The following is a 20069-nucleotide window of genomic DNA, read 5'->3' as shown; positions in this document are numbered from 1 at the left end:
TTCGACTTGAGGGCGGTGAACTACCGCCCCTTTGTATTTCTGTACGATTCATTTTTTGGAGAAGACCAACATGTCTGATGGCTGGAATATTGCGCTGCTTGGCGCCACGGGCGCAGTCGGTGATGCGTTACTGGAGCTGCTGGCCGATCGCCAGTTCCCGGTTGGTGAACTCTTTCCGTTAGCCAGCGAACGCAGCGCGGGTCAAACCGTGCGCTTCAATGGCAAAAGCCTGCGCGTGCAAAACGTCGCCGAGTTCGACTGGTCGCAGGTGCAACTGGCTTTCTTTGTAGCCGGTCACGAAGCTTCTGCGCAGTTTGCCGAAGAAGCCGCCAATCAGGGCTGTCTGGTTATCGACAGCAGCGGCCTGTTTGCTATGGAACACGACATTCCGCTGGTGGTGCCGGGGGTTAACCCTGACGCGCTGGCGCACTATCGCAACCGCAACATCGTGGCGGTCGCCGATAGCCTGACCAGCCAGCTGTTAACCGCCATCAAGCCTTTAACCGATCAGGCTGGTTTGGCGCGTCTGCACGTGACTTCTCTGCTCTCGGTTTCTGCCTTGGGCAAAGCGGCGGTGGACGATTTGGCCGGGCAGAGCGCGCGCCTGCTCAACGGCATTCCTGCCGAAGAGGGCATTTTCAGCAAGCAGTTGGCTTTCAACCTGTTGCCGCTGTTGAATGACGAAGAGGGCAGCGTGCGCGAAGAGCGCCGTCTGGTTGACCAAGTGCGCAAAGTGTTGCAAAACGACGGCTTACCGATTTCTGTCAGCTGCGTGCAGTCGCCGGTGTTTTACGGCCACGCGCAGGTGGTGCATATGGAAGGCTTGCGCCCGCTGTCTGCCGAAGAAGCCCGCACCGAGCTTGAACGCATTGATGATATTAATCTGAGCGAAGAAGATGATTTCCCGACACAGGTCAGCGACGCCTCGGGCAACGCCAACCTGAGCATCGGCTGTCTGCGCAATGATTACGGTATTCCTGAAGTGGTGCAGTTCTGGTCTGTGGCTGACAACGTGCGCTTCGGCGGCGCGCTGATGGCGGTAGAAACTGCCGAGAAGCTGATTGGGGAGTATTGGTATTAATGTCTGAATTGCCTGCTGCGCCCGTTGCCGGACGCATTGCATTAGGAATTGAGTACGACGGTAGCGCCTATTATGGCTGGCAGCGCCAGCAAGAGGCGGCCAGCGTTCAGGCCTGTCTGGAAAAGGCCTTGAGCCGCGTGGCGGATGCGCCGATTGTGGTGTTTTGCGCGGGGCGTACTGACGCGGGCGTCAGCGCCACCGGGCAAGTGGTGCATTTCGAGACGCCGGTAATGCGTAAAGAGGCGGCGTGGACCATGGGGGTGAATACCCATTTGCCGAAAAACATCGCCGTGCGCTGGATGCACGAGGTGCCGGAGGATTTCCACGCGCGCTTTAGCGCCACCGCGCGCCGTTATCGTTACGTTATCTATAATCATCGCTACCGTTCGGCCATTCTGCACAGTGGAATCACCCATGTGCATATGCCGCTGGACGTCGACAAAATGCAGCGTGCCGGTCAGGCACTGTTGGGTGAGAATGACTTCACGTCGTTTCGCGCCTCCCAGTGTCAGTCGCGCACGCCGTGGCGTTACATGATGCACCTGAACGTCGCGCGCCACGGTAACTATGTGGTGGTGGATGTCAAAGCCAACGCCTTTGTTCACCACATGGTGCGCAATATCGTCGGCAGCTTGATTGATATCGGTGCCGGGATCCAGCCGGAAAGCTGGATGGGCGAGCTGTTAGCAGCCAAAGACCGCAATTTGGCGGCTGCCACCGCGCGTGCTGAGGGGTTGTACTTAGTCTCAGTGGATTACCCGGAGAAGTTTGGCTTACCCAAAATGAATATGGGGCCGCTGTTCTTAGAAGACTGAAGACGGTTTTCTATTGATTAACATTGCGCATCGGGCGCTTAAAAAAGGCGATAAATCAAATGGATTTCATCCACCTTGTTATTGATTTCATTTTACATATCGATGTGCACTTGGCCGAGCTGGTTGCTCAGTATGGTGTTTGGGTCTACGGTATCCTGTTCCTGATCTTATTCTGTGAGACGGGGCTGGTGGTCACGCCGTTCCTGCCGGGCGATTCTTTACTGTTCGTGGCTGGCGCGCTGGCGGCCTTGCCGGGCAATGATCTGAATGTCCATCTGATGGTGTTCCTGATGGTGGTGGCGGCGATTCTGGGTGATGCGATTAACTATACGATTGGCCGCCTGTTTGGTGAACGTTTGTTCAGCAACCCGAATTCGAAGATTTTCCGTCGCAGTTATTTGGATCAAACACACAAGTTTTACGAGAAACATGGCGGCAAAACGATTATTCTTGCGCGCTTTGTCCCAATCGTACGAACTTTTGCACCCTTCGTTGCGGGTATGGGGCGCATGTCGTATCGCCACTTTGCGGCCTATAACGTGATTGGTGCGCTAGTTTGGGTGCTGTTATTTACCTATGCTGGCTACCTTTTCGGCAACGTGCCGGTGGTTCAGGAAAATCTGAAATTATTGATCGTGGCGATCATTGTGCTTTCGATTTTGCCGGGCGTGATCGAAATTTGGCGGCACAAACGTGCGGCAGCCAAGGAAAAGCGTCAGCAAGGCTAGCCTTAAGGCAGCAAAGCTGGGAAATATAAAGAGATTAAACCAGAGGGTTCGACCAGTTTTTTATCCACAGCGTCGGGCCGTTATGGTTTAATGAGCGACATTTATGGTCTGTTCCTGCGAACAACCCTTCCGTTTTGCATGGTGAATGCCACTGGGCATCAGTGCTGGCGGGTGATTTTGGGTAGGTTTCAGGGGACTTGTTACAGCATGAACAGCGGACTGGCTTCGGCCGGGTTCAAACAGAAAGGTTATCGATGAGCTGGATTGAACGAATTCTTAATAAGAGCAACGTCTCGCAAACCCGTAAGGCAAGCATTCCTGAGGGTGTCTGGACTAAGTGTGACAGCTGCGGTCAGGTACTTTACCGCGCCGAGTTGGAACGCAATCTCATGGTTTGCCCAAAGTGCGACCATCACATGCGCATGTCTGCGCGTATGCGCCTCTTCACCTTTATGGATGAAGGCAGCGAGGTTGAATTAGGCAGCGAGCTTGAGCCTAAAGATGTTCTGAAGTTTAAAGATTCCAAAAAATATAAAGACCGTCTGGTTGCAGCGCAGAAAGAAACTGACGAAAAAGATGCCATGGTTGTCATGAAAGGCACCCTGTACGGCATGCCAATCGTCGTTGCTGCTTTTGAATTTGCCTTCATGGGCGGTTCAATGGCTTCTGTTGTTGGCGCACGTTTCGTTCGTGCGGTAGAGCAGGCGTTGGAAGATAATTGCCCGCTGGTCTGTTTCTCAGCCAGTGGCGGTGCGCGTATGCAAGAAGCGCTGATGTCCCTGATGCAGATGGCGAAAACCAGTGCTGCTCTGGCAAAATTACAGGAACGCGGCCTGCCGTACATTTCTGTAATGACTGACCCAACCATGGGTGGCGTGTCGGCGAGTCTGGCAATGCTGGGTGATATCAACGTGGCTGAGCCAAAAGCGCTGATCGGCTTTGCTGGCCCACGCGTTATCGAACAAACCGTTCGTGAAAAACTGCCGCCGGGCTTCCAGCGCAGTGAGTTCCTGATTGAGAAGGGCGCTATCGACATGATCGTTCGCCGTCCTGATCTGCGACCTAAATTGGGCAGCGTGCTGGCCAAATTAACCGGTCAACCTGAGCCTAAAGTGGACGTGGTTCAGGCGGCAGTCAGCGGCAACGCGGCTGACAACCATCAGGATGCCTGATTAGTCTGAGATGAAACCGGTCAGTCATCTCGAGCGTGCGGGAGCTCTCGCACGCTTTGGTCAAGGGGCCGTGTTTCATCTGGTTTGTAGTCTTGCTGCAACTTCAATGACTTTGGGTATAGTGTCGAAGTGGACCTAACATTGGCTGAACGAGACTCATGCAGAATCTACCTATTCCCCAAGCCACGTCGCCTTTGGCCGCGTGGCTTTATTATCTCGAAAACCTCCATTCTCAAGCGATAGAGCTGGGTCTCAAGCGTGTCAAAGCGGTTGCCGCCAAGCTCGACTTGCTGCAACCCGCGCCTTTTGTCATCACCGTCGCTGGCACCAATGGCAAGGGCACCACCTGCCGCACGCTGGAAGCTATCTTAATGGCTGCGGGGTTGCGCGTTGGGGTCTACAGCTCTCCTCATTTGGTTCGCTACACCGAGCGGGTCAGAATTCAGGGCGAAGAGCTGCCAGAACAAGCACATTGCCAATCTTTTGCTACGCTTGAAGCCGGTCGAGGTGATATTTCTCTGACCTATTTCGAGTACGGCACCGTCTCTGCTTTGCAGCTGTTTAAGAATGCCAAACTGGACGTGGTTATTCTCGAAGTGGGTCTTGGCGGCCGTCTTGACGCCACCAATATCGTGGATGCCAATGTGGCTGTCGTAACCAGTATTGCGTTGGACCACACTGACTGGTTAGGGTCAGACCGCGAAAGTATTGGCCGTGAAAAAGCCGGCGTGTTCCGTGGTCAAACCCCCGCCGTGGTTGGCGAGCCGGATATGCCGCAGTCCATTGCTGACGTGGCCGCAGAGAAGGGTTCCCAGCTGTATCGCGTGGGTGAGAACTGGCGTTACGCCGTGCAAGGTGATAGCTGGAGCTGGCAGGCCACAGAGGGCAAGACGCTGGCGAATTTGCCAATTCCTAATGTTCCGCTCGCCAATGCCGCAACGGCGCTGGCGGCTTTGCATTTTAGTGCGTTAGAGATTGCCGAAGAGGCGATTCGCCGTGGTTTGCAGCAGGCGCAGTTGCCGGGGCGCTTTCAGACAGTGAGCGAGTCGCCGCGTCTGATTTTGGATGTCGCCCATAACCCACACGCCGCGGCTTATCTGGCCGGGCGTTTGTCCGAATTGCCACGCAACGGCGGGAAAGTGCGCGCGGTAGTCGGTATGCTGCATGATAAAGATATTGCGGGTACCCTGGCTTGCCTCTCGCCACAAATTGATTTTTGGTACTGCGCGCCGCTCGAAGGGCCGCGCGGTGCCAGTGTAGAAGAACTCTCTGTGCATCTGACGCAAGCGTATCAGTTCACGGATGTGGTTTCCGCCTGGCAGCAGGCGATGCAGGATGCTGATAGTCAGGATATTGTGATTGTCTGCGGATCATTTCATACCGTAGCGCACGTGATGGCTGCTTTAGACGCGGGGAAAACCAGTGGCTAGTAAGTTTCAAAATCGTCTGGTCGGAACGGTTATTTTGGTGGCGCTCGGCGTGATCATTTTGCCCGGCCTGCTCGATGGCAAGAAAAAGCATTATGAAGATGAATTTGCGTCCATTCCGCTGGTACCAAAGCCGGGTGACGCGCCGGAACAGGGGGACGTGCCGCCGCCGGTGACGCAATCTCTGCCAGCCCAGCCGCCGGAAGGCGCGAGCGAAGCCGTGAAGGGGCAGGGGAATATCGCCTCGCAGCCTGCTAATAGCGGTCAGGAACTGCCTGATGACACTGATGCCCAGCCGGACGAGCCGGTAGTCACGCCAGTCACCAAGCGCCCTGAGCAGCCGAAAGTGACGCAGCCGACGCATCAGACCCAAACCAAGCCGAAGGCCATTGAGCCGAAGCCAATGGTGGAAGCGAAACCGGTTGAGAAACCAAAGCCGGTCGAAAAGCCGAAACCAAAACCGGTTGAAACCAAACCGGTAGAGCAGCCGAAGGCGGTTGAGCAGCCAAAAGCGGCGGAAGCGCCGAAAGCTGAAAGCAAGCCGCAGGCGGAAGAGAAAGCGCCAAGCGGTCAGGCTTATATTGTCCAGCTCGGTGCGTTGAAGAATGCCGCCAAGGCCAGCGAGATTGTCGCTAACCTGCGCCTGTCGGGCTACCGCGCTTACACTGTGCCAAGCACGCCGGTGCAGGGGCAGATCACGCGCGTCTTCGTCGGGCCAGATGCTTCGAAGCAAAAACTCGAGGCTTCTCTGCCGCAGCTAAACCAGATCAGTGGGTTAAGCGGGCAGGTGCGCTCCTATAGCGCAGGCAAATAAACCTGCATTGTTGGCGCTGTGGTTGCGCCAATAACTGGGTTTAAATCTTAAGAAATAATCGGAAAGGGCACGCGTTTTGTGCCCTTTTTCTATAAGATTCTGAGGTCGGAATTTTATAGGTTTCTGCGATGATTGAGGTTTTTTTCATCGCTGTTAATAATTTTCCTAACCCGCAGATTTCCCCTACGCAAACGTTTTCTTTTTCTGTTAGAATTCGCCGCGAAATGGATAGGAGACGGGTTTTACTGGTCTATACATTGGAATACGTTAATGGTCTGGATTGATTACGTCATTATTGCGGTAATTGGGTTTTCTGCTTTAGTTAGCCTGATCCGGGGTTTTGTTCGCGAGGCCTTATCACTGGTAACCTGGGCTTGCGCCTTCTTCGTTGCCAGCCATTATTACCCCTATCTCGCCATCTATTTCACACGTTTCGAAGATGAATTAGTTCGAAACGGGATCGCAATTGCCATCTTGTTCATCGCGACGTTGATCGTAGGTGCAATTGTCAACTATGTGATTGGTTCACTGGTTGAGCGAACCGGGTTATCCGGCACAGACAGAGTGCTAGGCGTGTGTTTCGGCGCACTGCGTGGCGTACTGATTGTTTCCGCGATGCTGTTCTTCCTGGATACCTTTACCGGCTTTTCACAAAGTGAGGACTGGAAACAGTCTCAGTTGATCCCACAGTTCAGTTATATCATCAGGTGGTTCTTTGACTACCTGCAGAGCACGTCGAGTTTCTTGCCAAAACATCTCTAGTTTTTGGCAGCGCTGATGAGGAAAAGACAACATGTGCGGTATTGTCGGTATCGCCGGTTTTGCGCCGGTAAACCAGTCGATTTATGATGCGTTAACGGTGTTACAACACCGTGGGCAAGATGCTGCGGGCATCGTCACCATTGATGCTAATAACAACTTCCGTTTACGGAAAGCCAATGGTCTGGTGAGAGATGTATTCGAAGCACGCCATATGCAACGCTTGCAGGGCAACATGGGTATTGGGCATGTTCGCTACCCTACGGCTGGCAGTTCTAGCGCTTCGGAAGCTCAACCTTTCTACGTCAACTCACCGTTCGGCATCACTTTGGCCCACAATGGTAACCTGACCAACGCTCACGAATTGAGAAGTAACCTGTTCGAAGGCCAACGCCGCCACGTTAACACCACTTCTGATTCTGAAATTCTGCTCAATATTCTGGCCAGTGAACTCGACCGTTTCCAGCACTACCCGCTGGAAGCTGACAACGTGTTCGCTGCCGTATCCGCCATGAACCTGAAAATCCGCGGTGCTTATGCATGCGTCGCGATGATCATCGGTCACGGCATGCTGGCGTTCCGCGACCCGCACGGGATCCGCCCGCTGGTTATCGGTAAACGCACTCTGGAAGATGGCCGCAATGAGTACATGGTGGCATCGGAGAGCGTGGCGCTCGACACCTTAGGTTTTGAGTTCCTGCGCGACGTCGCGCCAGGCGAAGCGGTGTACATCACCGAGAAAGGCCAGCTGTTCACCCGCCTGTGTGCTGAAAACCCTCAGTACAACCCATGCCTGTTCGAATACGTCTATTTCGCGCGTCCGGACTCCTTCATCGACAAGATTTCCGTTTACAGCGCACGTGTTCGCATGGGCGAGAAGCTGGGCGCGAAAATTGCTCGTGAGTGGGAAGACTTGGATATCGACGTGGTCATTCCTATCCCGGAAACCTCTTGCGATATCGCGCTGGAAATCGCCCGTATCCTCGACAAGCCCTATCGTCAGGGCTTTGTGAAGAACCGTTACGTCGGCCGTACCTTTATCATGCCGGGCCAGCAGGAGCGCCGTAAGTCGGTGCGCCGCAAGCTCAACGCCAACCGCGCTGAGTTCCGCGATAAAAACGTGCTGCTGGTGGATGACTCCATCGTGCGTGGTACTACTTCTCAGCAAATCGTTGAGATGGCGCGCGAAGCCGGGGCGAAACGCGTTTATCTGGCCTCTGCGGCACCTGAGATTCGTTTCCCGAACGTTTACGGTATCGACATGCCAAGTGCCAACGAGCTGATTGCTCACGGTCGCGAAGTCAGTGAAATCAACCAGATGATTGGCGCCGACGCGTTAATCTTCCAGGACCTGAGCGACCTGATTGCGGCAGTGAAAGAAGATAACGTGGATATCGAGCAGTTCGAATGTTCCGTGTTTGACGGCGTTTACGTTACCAAAGACGTGGATCAGAACTACCTCGAATATCTCGAAGCCCTGCGCAACGACGACGCCCAGGCGTTACGCGGCCAGCAGGAAGCTGAAAATCTGGAAATGCACAACGAAGGCTAAGTTTCGCCAAGGTAAGCGCTTACTGAGCCACGCCAAGTTGTCGCCGCTATCACGCACCCGTCCAATTCATCTTGGGCGGGTGCGTTTTTTTATGTCAGTATTGGCGCTGAATTCAGTGCAACTTTTCAGAGGCAGTCTCATGAAACGACTTATTGTCGGCATTTCCGGCGCGAGTGGCGCAATTTTTGGTGTTCGACTTCTTCAGGTGCTGCAAAGCGTGCCGGAGATCGAAACCCATCTGGTGATGAGCAATGCCGCCCGCCAGACTTTAACGCTGGAAACCGATTTGACGCTGCGCGACGTGCAGCAACTGGCCGACGTCGTCCATGATTCCCGTGATATTGCCGCCAGCATCTCTTCTGGCTCATTTCGCACCGGGGGGATGGTTATCCTGCCGTGTTCGATCAAAACCCTGTCTGGCATCGTTAATGGCTATACCGACGGCCTGCTGACCCGCGCCGCCGACGTGGTGCTCAAAGAGAGCCGCCGTCTGGTGCTCTGCGTGCGAGAAACCCCGCTGCACCTTGGGCATTTACGCTTGATGACCCAAGCCGCCGAGCTTGGCGCGGTGATCATGCCGCCGGTGCCCGCATTTTATCATCGCCCAACCAGCGTCGATGACATCATCAATCAGACCGTGAATCGGGTCATTGATCAATTTGACATAGAGCTGCCGGAAGATCTTTTTGTTCGATGGCAGGGCAGTCGCTAGTCGTTCTTCACCATTTACGCCCACCTTTTGCACAAATTGATAACATTGCACCAAAATCAAACATTGCCTGTTTCATTTTGGTGCATTTTTATTGCAATCTGTTCCTGTGCTTTATTCATCTTGCTGATTTGCAGAACTATCTTGATGCATTTTTAATCGCATCGGGCGAGCAATGACCGGTTAACCCAGCCGAGACACAATAGGCATGAAAACTGCATAGTAAAATCAGGGGATTCATATTCCCCGCCTGATAAATAAGCTGCAAACATAATAAAAAGACGTTCAATCACAACAGAAACGACCAACCACAACAGACGATTAATGACTGAGGGTAATGTATGAAAAAGTTGTTCAAAGTTCTTCCTCTGGTTTTGGTTTTAGCCAGCGCAAGTAGCGCTTTCGCAGCTGCTCCGACAGCAATTAAGATCGGCACAGACCCGACTTATGCCCCGTTTGAATCCAAAGACTCTAGCGGCAAACTGGTTGGCTTCGACATCGATTTAGCCAATGAGATGTGTAAACGCGCACAAATCAAATGTACTTACGTAGAAAGCGATTTTGATGCGCTGATCCCGTCGCTGAAAGCGAAGAAAATCGACGCCATCATCTCTTCTCTGTCGATTACCGAAAAACGCCAACTGGAGATCGACTTCACCGAGAAACTCTACGCGGCTAACGCGCGTCTGATCGCGCCAAAAGGCACCAAGCTGGTTCCTACTCTGGACGCGCTGAAAGGCAAAAACGTCGGCGTGCTACAGGGTTCAACGCAGGAAGCCTATGCTAACGCCGAGTGGCAGCCAAAAGGCGTGAACGTGGTGGCTTACCAGAACCAAGACCTGATCTATGCAGACTTGGCTTCAGGCCGTCTTGACGCCGCATTCCAGGACGAAGTGGCGGGCAGCGAAGGCTTCCTGAAACAGGCTCCGGGCAAAAATTACGTGTTCGCTGGCCCATCAGTGAAAGATGACAAATTCTTTGGCGTGGGTACCGGTATGGGCCTGCGTAAAGACGATGGCGAACTGAAAGCCGCGTTGAACAAAGCCTTTGACTCAATGCGTAAAGACGGGACTTACGACAAACTGGCGAAGAAATACTTCGACTTCAACGTCTATGGTGACTAACTCTTAGCCTGATGACGCTCGCGGCCTGCCGTCACGGTGGGCCGCATTTAGTCGTCACATTGAACTCTTGGTCTGTATCAACGTTGTCTGTATAACAGTTGTCTGCGTAACAGTGTCAGCATAACGATAACCTGCGACAGATGTCGGTCAAAGACAGGAAAAAAGCATGCTATATGGGTATTCCCAAGTCATCATTCAGGGCACTTTAGTTACGCTTGAGCTGGCGATCTCCTCAGTTCTGCTGGCGGTGGTTATCGGCCTTATCGGTGCCGGTGGCAAGCTCTCAAAAAGTCGTCTGATTTCCGGGATCTTCGGCTGCTATACCACGCTCATCCGCGGTGTGCCGGACTTGGTTCTGATGTTATTAATTTTCTACGGGTTACAAATCGTCCTCAACAGCCTGACGGAATCACTGGGCATGGCGCAGATTGATATCGATCCGCTCAGCGCCGGTATCATCACGCTCGGCTTTATCTATGGCGCTTACTTCACCGAAACCTTCCGTGGGGCCTTTATGGCCGTGCCGCGCGGGCAAATTGAAGCCGCCACCGCCTTTGGCTTCAGCGGCGGGCAGATTTTTCGCCGGATCCTGTTCCCCGCCATGATGCGCTTTGCCTTACCGGGCATTGGCAACAACTGGCAGGTTATCCTCAAGGCTACCGCGCTGGTTTCCCTGCTTGGCCTGAATGACGTGGTGAAAGCCACGGTGCTGGCGGGCAAGGGCACCTATCAACCTTTCTATTTCGCCATCGTTGCCGGGGTGATTTATCTGGTGTTTACCACGGTTTCTAACGGTGTGCTGCTCTGGCTGGAACGCCGCTATTCGCTGGGTGTGAAGAGGGCGGACCTATGATTGAGATCCTGCAACAATATGGCATGTCGCTGCTCTACAGCGATGGCTACCGTTTTACCGGGCTGGCGGTGACGCTGTGGCTGCTGATTAGCTCAGTGGTGATGGGCGGGCTGCTGGCGGTGCCGATGGCCGTCGGGCGCGTGTCGTCGAATAAATTTATTCGTCTGCCTATCTGGCTCTACACCTATGTGTTTCGCGGCACGCCGCTCTATGTGCAGCTGCTGGTGTTTTACTCCGGCATGTACAGTCTGGAGATCGTGCGCGGGACGGACTTCCTCAACGCCTTCTTCCGTAGCGGCCTGAACTGTACGATTTTAGCGCTGACTCTCAACACCTGCGCCTACACCACCGAGATTTTCGCCGGTGCCATTCGCGCAGTGCCGCACGGTGAGATTGAGGCTGCCAATGCTTACGGCTTCTCACGCTTCAAGCTCTACACCTGCATCATTTTGCCTTCGGCGCTGCGCACGGCTCTGCCTGCTTACAGTAACGAAGTGATCCTGATGCTGCACTCCACGGCGCTGGCGTTTACCGCCACTGTCCCGGATGTCTTGAAGATTGCCCGCGACATTAACTCGGCGACCTATCAGCCGTTTTACGCCTTCGGCATCGCGGCGGTGATTTACCTGTGCATCTCCTTCGTATTGATTGGTCTGTTCCGTTTGGCGGAAAGACGCTGGCTGGCGCACGTTAAGCCTCAAGCTCACTAATAAGTATTATTTTGCGGATATAACACTATGCCAGACAACAAATTAGCGGTTATCGACCTGCACAAACGCTACGGCGAACATGAAGTCTTGAAAGGCGTGTCGCTCTCCGCCAACGCCGGTGACGTCATCAGCATTATTGGATCTTCAGGTTCCGGTAAAAGTACTTTCCTGCGCTGCATTAACTTCCTTGAGAAGCCGAGCGAAGGCTCGATCAGCGTTAATAATCAGGATATCCGGATGGTGCGCGACACCGACGGCCAGCTGAAAGTATTTGATAAGAAGCAGCTTCAACTGCTGCGCACCAAGCTGACCATGGTGTTTCAGCACTTCAATCTGTGGAGCCACATGACGGTGCTGGAAAACGTCATGGAAGCGCCGATTCAGGTGCTGGGGCTGAGCAAAGCCGAAGCCCGCGAGCGCGCGGTGAAGTATCTCGACAAAGTGGGTATCGACGCCCGCGCTCAGGGTAAATACCCGGTTAACCTTTCGGGCGGCCAGCAGCAGCGCGTGTCTATCGCCCGCGCGCTGGCGATGGAACCTGAAGTATTGCTGTTCGATGAGCCGACCTCGGCGCTGGACCCCGAGTTGGTGGGCGAAGTCCTGCGCATCATGCAGAAGCTGGCGGAAGAGGGCAAAACTATGGTGGTGGTGACGCACGAGATGGAGTTTGCTCGTCACGTTTCCAGCCATGTGATCTTCCTGCATCAGGGTGTGATTGAAGAGCAGGGCAATCCGGCAGAAGTGTTCGGCAGCCCGAAATCAGCGCGTTTGCAGCAGTTCTTGTCAGGTGCTTTAAAGTAAGAGCTGGAAGTAAGAAAAAAGAAGTAAGAAAAGCGTCCTCCCCGGCTGAAGGGGAGGACGTTACTGCATTAGCCCTTGGCGGCCAGCAGACAGAGCTGCACGGTCAGTTCATAAGACTTCACGAAGGAGCTGACGGGCAGGAACTCATACTTAGAGTGGAAGTTGTGCGCGCCGGTGAAGTAGTTTGGCGTCAGCAAGCCTTTCGCCGACAGCGCCGCGCCGTCGGTGCCGCCGCGCATTGGGATCACCTTCGGCTCCACGCCAATCTGCTGTAAACCCGCGAAAATCAGGTCAATCGCCCGACGGTCTTCACCAATGGCGCTGCTGATATTGCTGTAGGTATCGCTGATTTCCACCGAGACTTTGGCCGTTGGGTACTTGGCCTGAATCTCTTTCGCCACTTGCTGAATTTTGACTTTGCGCGCTGCAAAGCTGTCACTGTCGAAGTCGCGAATAGAGGCTTTAAGCTCTGCGCCTTGCTGGGTGGCGCTCATGCCGTTGAACCAGACATAGCCTTCGCGGCCTTCGGTGTTTTCCGGCGTTTCGGCGCGGTCAAACTGGCTGATGAAGTCATGGGCCATTAGCAGCGGGTTGACCAGTACGCCTTTGGCGGACATGGGGTGGGCGGTCACGCCGGTGAAGCTGATATCTACCGCCGCCGCGTTGAAGTTCTCATACACCACTTCGCCCAATTCGCAGCAGTCGATGGTGTAGGCGAAATCCACGTCGAAACGCGCCAGATCCAGCGCCTTCGCGCCGCGCAGGCCAATCTCCTCATCGGGCACGAAGGCCACAACGATATCGCCATACTGCTGGTCGTCGCGCAGGTTTTCTAGCAGGGTCATTACCACAGTGACGGCGGCTTTATTGTCCGCGCCGAGCACGCTGGTGCCGTCGCTAAAAATAATCTCCTGACCTTTGTACGGCAAAATCTCCGGGCGCTCAGACGGGCGCAGCCAGATATCTTTTTCTTTATTCAGACAGACATCATCGCCGGTGAAAGTCAGGGTTTGCGGGTGAATGTCAGGGCTGAGGCCGACGTCCACGGTATCAATATGGGTGATGAAGCCAATGCGCGGTCCGCCTTGCTTGGTACCTGGCTTCACGGCGGTGACTGTAGCGTGTTCATCAATTTGAATGTTTTGCAGGCCCAGCGTTTTGAGTTCGTCGGCGAGTAGTTTCGCCAGTGTGTGCTGGCCCGGCGTGCTTGGAAGGGTAGTAGCGTGGGCATCACTTTGCGTGCTCACTGACAGGTAACGAAAGAAACGTTCGGTAAGCTGTTTTTCGATTGTTGTCGACATTATGACCCCTAAGTTTGCTTACATACAAGATTTTCATATATAACAGAGTATTACTAACTGTTGCTTGAATGTTAATCTGTTTTTAAAAGATGCACCACGAAGAATAAGCGTTATTAAACACAACGACAGGGAAAACCATGAAACACAACATCCTCAAAATAAGTGCCGGTTTACTGGCCTTGGCGGTGACGGGCGGCGTGTCCGCCAAGACCTTAGTCTATTGCTCCGAAGGCTCGCCAGAGCAGTTCAACCCGCAGCTCTACACCTCGGGAACCTCGGTAGACGCCAGCGCGGTGCCTATCTATAACCGTCTGGTCGATTTCAAAGCTGGCACCACTGATTTAGTGCCGAGCCTTGCCGAAAGCTGGGACATCAGCCCGGACGGCAAAACCTACACTTTTCATCTGCGCAAAGGGGTGAAATTCCAGAGCAGCAAGATTTTCACGCCAACCCGTGACTTCAACGCTGACGACGTGATTTTCTCCTTCATGCGCCAAAAAGACGAAAACAACCCCTACCACAAGGTGTCGGGCGGGACTTATCTCAACTTCGATAGCCTGAAGATGGGGGACCTGATTGGCAGCATCGACAAGGTGGATGATTACACGGTTCGCTTCAATCTGACGCGCCCTGAAGCCCCGTTTGTGGCTGATTTGGCATGGTATTTCGCCTCAATCCTCTCGGCGGAATATGCCGACCAGATGCTGAAAGCCGGTACGCCAGAAAAAGTGGATATGAATCCTATCGGCACCGGCCCCTTCGAGCTGGTGCAGTACCAGAAAGACACCCGTCTGCTGTACAAAGCTTTCCCGGAATACTGGCAGGGCAAGTCGAAAATCGACCGTCTGGTGTACACCATCACGCCTGATGCCTCGATGCGCCTCGCCAAGCTGGAGAAGAACGAGTGTCAGGTGATGCCATTCCCGAATCCGGCTGACTTGGACCGTATGCGCGCCAATAAAGACATTAATTTGATGAGCAAGTCCGGGTTGAATACCGGCTTCCTGTCCTTCAATACTCAAAAACCGCCGTTGGATAATGTGAAAGTGCGCCAGGCGCTGAGCATGGCGATCAACAAGCCGCAAATCATCGAAGCCGTGTTTCAGGGCACCGGGACAGTAGCCAAAACGCTGCTGCCGACCGGCGTCTGGGGCTATAACGATAAAGTGGTGGATTACGATTTCTCACCAGAAAAAGCCAAAGCGCTATTAGCCGAAGCCGGTTTCCCGAATGGTTTTGATATCGATCTGTGGGCGATGCCGGTTCAGCGTCCATACAACCCCAATGCCCGCCGCATGGCCGAGATGATTCAGTCCGATTGGGCGAAAATTGGCGTGAAGGCGCACATTGTGAGCTATGAGTGGGGCGAGTATCAGACCCGAATCCGCAACGGCGAGCACATGGCCGCGCTGATGGGCTGGACCACCGCCAACGGCGACCCGGACAACTTCTTCGGCCCGCTGTACACCTGTAACGCAGCTAAAGGCGGTTCTAACTCGGCCAAGTGGTGCTATCCGCCATTCGATAAGTTAATCACCGAAGCTAAAGAAACCACCGATCACGACAAACGCGTCGCGCTGTACGAAGAGGCGCAGCAAGTGATGCACGATCAGGCTCCGGCAGTGTTTATCGCCCACTCGACGATTTTCGAACCCGTTCGCAAAGAAGTGACCGGGTATGAAGTCGACCCGTTTGGGAAACATATTTTCTACCAGACGGACATCAAGGAGTAGGAAAGAGGGCGGCTTTCGGGCCGCTAACTTTTGGGCTGCTGCCCTAACCTGCTTTTTAAATCTTTAAATTCAAATTCAACTTCAAAACCGTGGGCGTCGGCCCACACCGACCAAGGGAGGCGTAAACGCGCCTCCCTTGGAACCCTGCGTTTTTTCCTGCTGTAAAATAGAGGCTTCGCAGGGTTGGAATGGACGTGTTCCAGCGGCCACGGTGTTCGCCGCGAAATGCCGCCGCTTAGGCGGTTCCCTCAGTTCGGGTTTCGAGCCTTTGGTCTCGAACCACTCCCTCGGCGTCACTTCTGAACGCGGCCTACCGGCATTTACACCGAACCTTTTCAGTGGTTTGGGGTTGGTTTGCTCCCCCCTGATAAGAGGGAGGCTGGGAGGGAGTAAGTCAAACTCCTGAAACGGCACGGTTGAGAAGCCCCAAAACCGCAGTCAAAAATGGCGCTGAGCGAATGGTTCGAGACCAAAGGCTCGAAGCCTGAAGCGAAGGCACCGCCTAAGCGGCGACATTTTGCGGTGGAGAACGGAAGTACCTGAAACACGTCCGTCCAGCGAGCGGAGCGCGCAGTAAAGAGCCGGGGAGTCTTGAGGGGCGCGGCGATAGGCGCCCTTCAAGGCCGGTGTGGCGGCAGCGCACGACCTTGACCTTAAAAGGCTCGCTTGGGAAGCCCATCCCAATCACCCCTTCAGAACGTTCTCCAGCGCCTCCTTCAACTCCTGATGCCCAAACGTAAACCCTGCATCTTCCAATCTCCTCGGCACGGCTCGCTGGCCGCCCAGCACCAGAACCGCTGATTCCCCCATCAACAGGCGCACAACGCCCGCAGGCACGCGCATAAAGGCCGGGCGGTGGAGCACTTCACCCAGCAACGCGCTGAACTGTTCGTTGCGGGCGGGGTAAGGGGAAACCATGTTGAAAGGGCCACTCAGGGTTTCGTGCATTAGCAGGAAAATGATGCCATTGACCATGTCGTCGATGTGGATCCACGGCATATATTGCTGGCCGTCGCCGAACGGGCCGCCGAGACCGGCGCGGAAGGGCAGCACCATTTTCGCCAGCGCGCCGCCTTTACGGGCTAACACCACGCCGGTGCGTAGCAGGCAGACTCTAGTGCGGTCGCTCTCTGCGGCTAAAGCCAGGGCTTCCCAACGGGCGCAGAGCTGCCAGGTGAACTGCTTATTTGGCGGCTCATCTTCGGGCACTAACGCCTGACCTTGGTCGCCGTAATAGCCCACGGCGGAACCGGAAATGAAGACTGACGGCGGCTTCTGGCTGGCGTTAATCAGGGTGGCGAGTCGCTCGGTGACCTGCCAGCGGCTATCGCATAACTTCTGTTTCTGATCTTTGGTCCAGCGCTTATCGGCGATTGGCTCTCCGGCAAGATTGATCACCGCGTCGAAGCCGTCTAAAGAGGTTTTATCTTCCAGCGACTCCCACAGCAATACCTGCGGGCCGAGCACTTTGGCGGCGCGAGAGGGGGAGCGAGTCAGCGCCGTGATATGGTGCGACTGGCCGAGCAGACGTTCTGTGAGTCGGCGTCCGATAAGGCCGGTGGCTCCGGTTATCAAGATTTTCATAGGCTGGCTCCTTAACTTATTGAATGCCCGTTGGAAGGCTTCTTTTTAGCATAGGTTACTCCTCGCACTAAACACGCGATATGGAGCACATCCTGAGTGAAATATTTTTATCCCCAATGCGTCGATAACCCGCGCGGGTATCGGCAAAACTCACCGCATTGGGGATAAGAACGGCTGAGCGTGAACTACTTGTTGTCGGCCACGGCGTAGGCTTTTTGCGTCGCAGGGCGGTTCTTGATGCGTTCAAACCAGTTGCGCACGGCAGGGTAGTCCGCCAGATCAATCCGTTGCCGCTCGTGTGAAACTGCCCACGGGTAGGTTGCGATATCGGCAATGCTGTAGTTTTCGCCCGCAATATAGGCGTTTTTCTCCAGCTGGGTATTGAGCACGTTGTACAGGCGTTGGGTTTCTTGCAAATAACGCTCGATGGCGTAAGGGACGGGCTGCGGGGCGAAGTGGGTGAAATGGTGGTTTTGCCCCAGCATCGGGCCGAATCCGCCGACTTGCCAGTAGAGCCACTGGAGGGTCAGGGTACGTTCGCGTAGCTCTTGGCTGAGCAGTTTGCCGGTTTTGTCGGCGAGATACTGCAAGATGGCGCCGGATTCGAACACGCTAATCGGCGCGCCGTTATCAACTGGCTGGTCATCAACAATGGCAGGAATTTTATTATTGGGCGAGATGGCGAGAAACTCGGGCTTGAACTGGTCGCCGGAACTGATGTTAATGCGTTGAATTCGGTAGGGTATTTCGGCTTCTTCCAGAAAGAGCGTGATTTTGTGTCCGTTGGGTGTTGGCGCGTAATATAAATCAATCATAATGCCTCCTGCGTTATTAGATTTTGTGGCCGACATGCGGCAGAGCGGGATTCTGATAATCAAAGAATAGCGTTGAATTCTTACTGACTCGGGTGCAACATCCGCAAACTATCAACTTTAGGTTAACATATCAGTTAAGCTTGGTTGGCACTGTGAGACTAGTCTGATGGTTTCCGGCCCGGACTGTCTTAGCTTTAAGCGTGGAACAATGCCACTCTGGCTATTGAAGCGCCCCCGCAGAGACAGATAGAATCAGCGGATACTCAATTTTACCCTTAGAAGGTTTCATAGGATGGCGGAACAAGAGCAGAACACCGGCACCGGCGAATGGGTTGATATCGTCAACGAAGATAACGAAGTTATAGCCCAGGCTAGCCGTCAACAGATGCGAGCTCAGTGCCTGCGCCATCGTGCCAGCTACATCGTGGTTCACGACGGCATGGGTAAAATCCTGGTGCAAAGACGCACCGAGACCAAAGATTTCTTCCCTGGTTGGTTAGATGCCACCGCCGGCGGCGTGGTGCAGAGTGGGGAGATTGTGCTGGATTCCGCCCGTCGCGAAGCAGAAGAGGAGCTGGGTATTGCCGGCGTGCCTTTTGCTGAGCACGGCATGTTCTACTTCGAAGAGCCAAACAAGTGCCGCGTGTGGGGCGCGTTGTTTAGCTGTGTTTCCCACGGTCCTTTTGCCTTGCAGGAAGAAGAGATCGACGAAGTCAGTTGGATGACGCCAGAAGAGATCACTGCCCGTTGTGACGAATTCACCCCAGACTCGCTGAAAGCGCTGTCGCTGTGGATGACCCGCAATAATGAGAAAGAACACGGTAAGCCGTTGGTTCGCGAAGAGAAAATCTTACCGGGCGATCCGCTGCCGGTTGAAACCTCTTCCTTCTCGCTGGGTGACGTTCAGGAAAGCAAAAACGCTGACGGAGCTTAACGGCTTCTGAGTAAAATGCAGAGGGCGGCTTAGGCCGCCCTCTGCATTTTGCGGATAAATCATGTTTTAACAGCTATCGCGACGGCAAAGTGATGAGGCAATCGCGACCTCTTCCCACTCTTCATCATTAATGCGCGCCAGCAGGGCCTGCGCCGCGCGGATGCCAATCTCTTTGTGTGGAATGGCAATGGTGGTCAAGGGCGGCTGGCACACCTTGCTCACGTCACTGTTACCAAAACCCACCACCGCTAAATCATCCGGTACTTTCACTCTCCGGCGCTGGCATTCGTACAGCACGCCGCAGGCCAGCTCGTCGGAAACGCACACCAGCGCGTCGATTTCAGGCCACGCCAGCAAGAACTCCGGCAGCTGGTGCGCGCCAGTGGTGAAGCTGGCCGGTTCGGCTGAATTGATCACCCGATGCACCGACATGTGGGCCTTAAGCATGGCTTTATGCCAGCCTTGCAGATGCTGCTGGAAAATCCACTGCTCCTGATTGGCGCACAGCATGCCAATGTTTTTATAGCCGCGGTCGATCACCGTTTTGGTCAGTTGATACATGGCTTCGACATTGTCGATGCCAATATTCATATCAATGGGCGACTCGGTCAGCGCGCCAATCTCCAGCACCGGGATCGAGGTATTATCCAGCCAATTGCGCACATTCGGCGAGTGCTCGACGCTGAGCAAAATGGCGGCGGCGAGGTTGTAAGACAGGAGGGTTTCGAGCAGCTTCTCTTCGCGATCGAGACGATGCTGCGACTCCGCCAGCATGATTTGGTAGCCGGCGGGTTGCAGGATTTTTTGCAACCCGGCGAACATCTCGGCACAACCCGGCTCTGACAGGCTTGGGACAATCATCGCAATAGTGTAGGAAGAGGCGGAAGCGAGCGAGCTGGCGGCCTGATTGGGTAAATAGCCGAGCTGGCTGACGGCTTCTTCAATTTTTTCACGCAGTTTATCCGAAACCTGCTCCGGCGTTCTTAGCGCCCGGGACACGGTCATACTCCCGACACCCGCGAGTTGCGCGACATCGGCCAGCGTCACTCTTCCGGTACTGCGTCGTTTTTTGTTAATCGACATTCACTATCCTGACTCTCAACTGCGCATCTCGCGCAGGGCATCGCAATCTAAAATGGGCCGCAAACCTGAGGGTT

At 54.4% G+C, this 20069-nt stretch carries 19 protein-coding genes; 15 read left to right on the top strand and 4 right to left on the bottom strand.

What is annotated here, in order from left to right:
* The first annotated feature begins 70 nt into the window (after positions 1–70).
* From V2154_RS14185 to hisP, 13 genes are all read left to right on the top strand, one after another.
* Positions 71–1081, top strand: a complete 1011-nt coding sequence (locus V2154_RS14185) for an aspartate-semialdehyde dehydrogenase (RefSeq protein WP_353502790.1) — start codon at positions 71–73, stop codon at positions 1079–1081.
* A complete protein-coding gene (gene truA, locus V2154_RS14180) occupies positions 1081–1896 on the top strand; it encodes a tRNA pseudouridine(38-40) synthase TruA (protein WP_353502789.1) in 816 nt (271 codons plus the stop codon). The genes V2154_RS14185 and truA overlap by 1 nt, the downstream gene beginning before the upstream one ends.
* Positions 1897–1955: 59 nt before the next feature.
* A complete protein-coding gene (locus V2154_RS14175; RefSeq protein ID WP_034791829.1) occupies positions 1956–2624 on the top strand; it encodes a DedA family protein in 669 nt (222 codons plus the stop codon).
* Positions 2625–2878: 254 nt separating this feature from the next.
* A complete protein-coding gene (gene accD, locus V2154_RS14170) occupies positions 2879–3796 on the top strand; it encodes an acetyl-CoA carboxylase, carboxyltransferase subunit beta (RefSeq protein WP_034791827.1) in 918 nt (305 codons plus the stop codon).
* A 158-nt stretch (positions 3797–3954) separates the two neighbouring features.
* Entirely contained in the window at positions 3955–5226 is a 1272-nt protein-coding gene (folC, locus tag V2154_RS14165) for a bifunctional tetrahydrofolate synthase/dihydrofolate synthase (RefSeq protein WP_353502788.1), read from the top strand.
* Complete coding sequence (gene dedD, locus V2154_RS14160; RefSeq protein ID WP_353502787.1) at positions 5219–6037, top strand: cell division protein DedD; 819 nt, start codon at positions 5219–5221, stop codon at positions 6035–6037. Before folC ends, dedD begins: the two co-directional genes overlap by 8 nt.
* A gap of 270 nt (positions 6038–6307) precedes the next feature.
* A complete protein-coding gene (gene cvpA, locus V2154_RS14155; protein WP_034791821.1) occupies positions 6308–6799 on the top strand; it encodes a colicin V production protein in 492 nt (163 codons plus the stop codon).
* Positions 6800–6830: 31 nt separating this feature from the next.
* On the top strand, positions 6831–8348 hold the full coding sequence (gene purF / locus V2154_RS14150; RefSeq protein WP_034791819.1) for an amidophosphoribosyltransferase: 1518 nt from the start codon (positions 6831–6833) through the stop codon (positions 8346–8348).
* A 139-nt stretch (positions 8349–8487) separates the two neighbouring features.
* Complete coding sequence (locus V2154_RS14145) at positions 8488–9060, top strand: UbiX family flavin prenyltransferase (RefSeq protein WP_353502786.1); 573 nt, start codon at positions 8488–8490, stop codon at positions 9058–9060.
* A gap of 338 nt (positions 9061–9398) precedes the next feature.
* Entirely contained in the window at positions 9399–10181 is a 783-nt protein-coding gene (gene argT / locus V2154_RS14140) for a lysine/arginine/ornithine ABC transporter substrate-binding protein ArgT (RefSeq protein WP_353502785.1), read from the top strand.
* Positions 10182–10347: 166 nt separating this feature from the next.
* The gene (locus tag V2154_RS14135) at positions 10348–11034 is read left to right on the top strand and encodes a histidine ABC transporter permease HisQ (protein WP_034791811.1); all 687 of its coding nucleotides are present in this window, start codon (positions 10348–10350) and stop codon (positions 11032–11034) included.
* Positions 11031–11744 (top strand): ABC transporter permease, encoded by a 714-nt coding sequence (locus tag V2154_RS14130; protein WP_034791809.1) that lies wholly within the window; start codon positions 11031–11033, stop codon positions 11742–11744. The genes V2154_RS14135 and V2154_RS14130 overlap by 4 nt, the downstream gene beginning before the upstream one ends.
* A 27-nt stretch (positions 11745–11771) precedes the next feature.
* Entirely contained in the window at positions 11772–12545 is a 774-nt protein-coding gene (gene hisP, locus V2154_RS14125; RefSeq protein WP_353502784.1) for a histidine ABC transporter ATP-binding protein HisP, read from the top strand.
* Positions 12546–12613: 68 nt separating this feature from the next.
* Here hisP and pepT read toward each other — a convergent pair whose 3' ends face one another.
* A complete protein-coding gene (gene pepT, locus V2154_RS14120) occupies positions 12614–13846 on the bottom strand; it encodes a peptidase T (RefSeq protein ID WP_100935735.1) in 1233 nt (410 codons plus the stop codon).
* 137 nt (positions 13847–13983) lie between these two features.
* Here pepT and V2154_RS14115 point away from each other — a divergent pair, with 137 nt between their 5' ends.
* Positions 13984–15579 (top strand): ABC transporter substrate-binding protein, encoded by a 1596-nt coding sequence (locus tag V2154_RS14115; RefSeq protein WP_353502783.1) that lies wholly within the window; start codon positions 13984–13986, stop codon positions 15577–15579.
* A gap of 684 nt (positions 15580–16263) precedes the next feature.
* Here the strand turns inward: V2154_RS14115 and V2154_RS14110 are convergent.
* Together V2154_RS14110 and yfcG are read right to left on the bottom strand one after the other, a co-directional pair.
* Positions 16264–17163, bottom strand: coding sequence for a TIGR01777 family oxidoreductase (locus V2154_RS14110; protein WP_353502782.1), 900 nt, complete (start codon positions 17161–17163; stop codon positions 16264–16266).
* 185 nt (positions 17164–17348) lie between these two features.
* Positions 17349–17978, bottom strand: coding sequence for a GSH-dependent disulfide bond oxidoreductase (gene yfcG, locus V2154_RS14105; RefSeq protein ID WP_353502781.1), 630 nt, complete (start codon positions 17976–17978; stop codon positions 17349–17351).
* A 292-nt stretch (positions 17979–18270) separates the two neighbouring features.
* Here yfcG and yfcD point away from each other — a divergent pair, with 292 nt between their 5' ends.
* The gene (gene yfcD / locus V2154_RS14100) at positions 18271–18912 is read left to right on the top strand and encodes an NUDIX hydrolase YfcD (protein WP_353502780.1); all 642 of its coding nucleotides are present in this window, start codon (positions 18271–18273) and stop codon (positions 18910–18912) included.
* Between the two features lie 66 nt (positions 18913–18978).
* On the opposite strand, the gene V2154_RS14095 is transcribed toward yfcD, so the two are convergent.
* Positions 18979–19995: a LacI family DNA-binding transcriptional regulator gene (locus V2154_RS14095; RefSeq protein ID WP_353502779.1), complete on the bottom strand. Its 1017-nt coding sequence runs from the start codon at positions 19993–19995 to the stop codon at positions 18979–18981.
* Positions 19996–20069 lie beyond the last annotated feature (74 nt).

The organism is Ewingella sp. CoE-038-23 (assembly GCF_040419245.1).
GTDB classification, from domain to species: domain Bacteria; phylum Pseudomonadota; class Gammaproteobacteria; order Enterobacterales; family Enterobacteriaceae; genus Ewingella; species Ewingella allii.
This window is presented reverse-complemented; position numbering and strand designations above follow the sequence as displayed.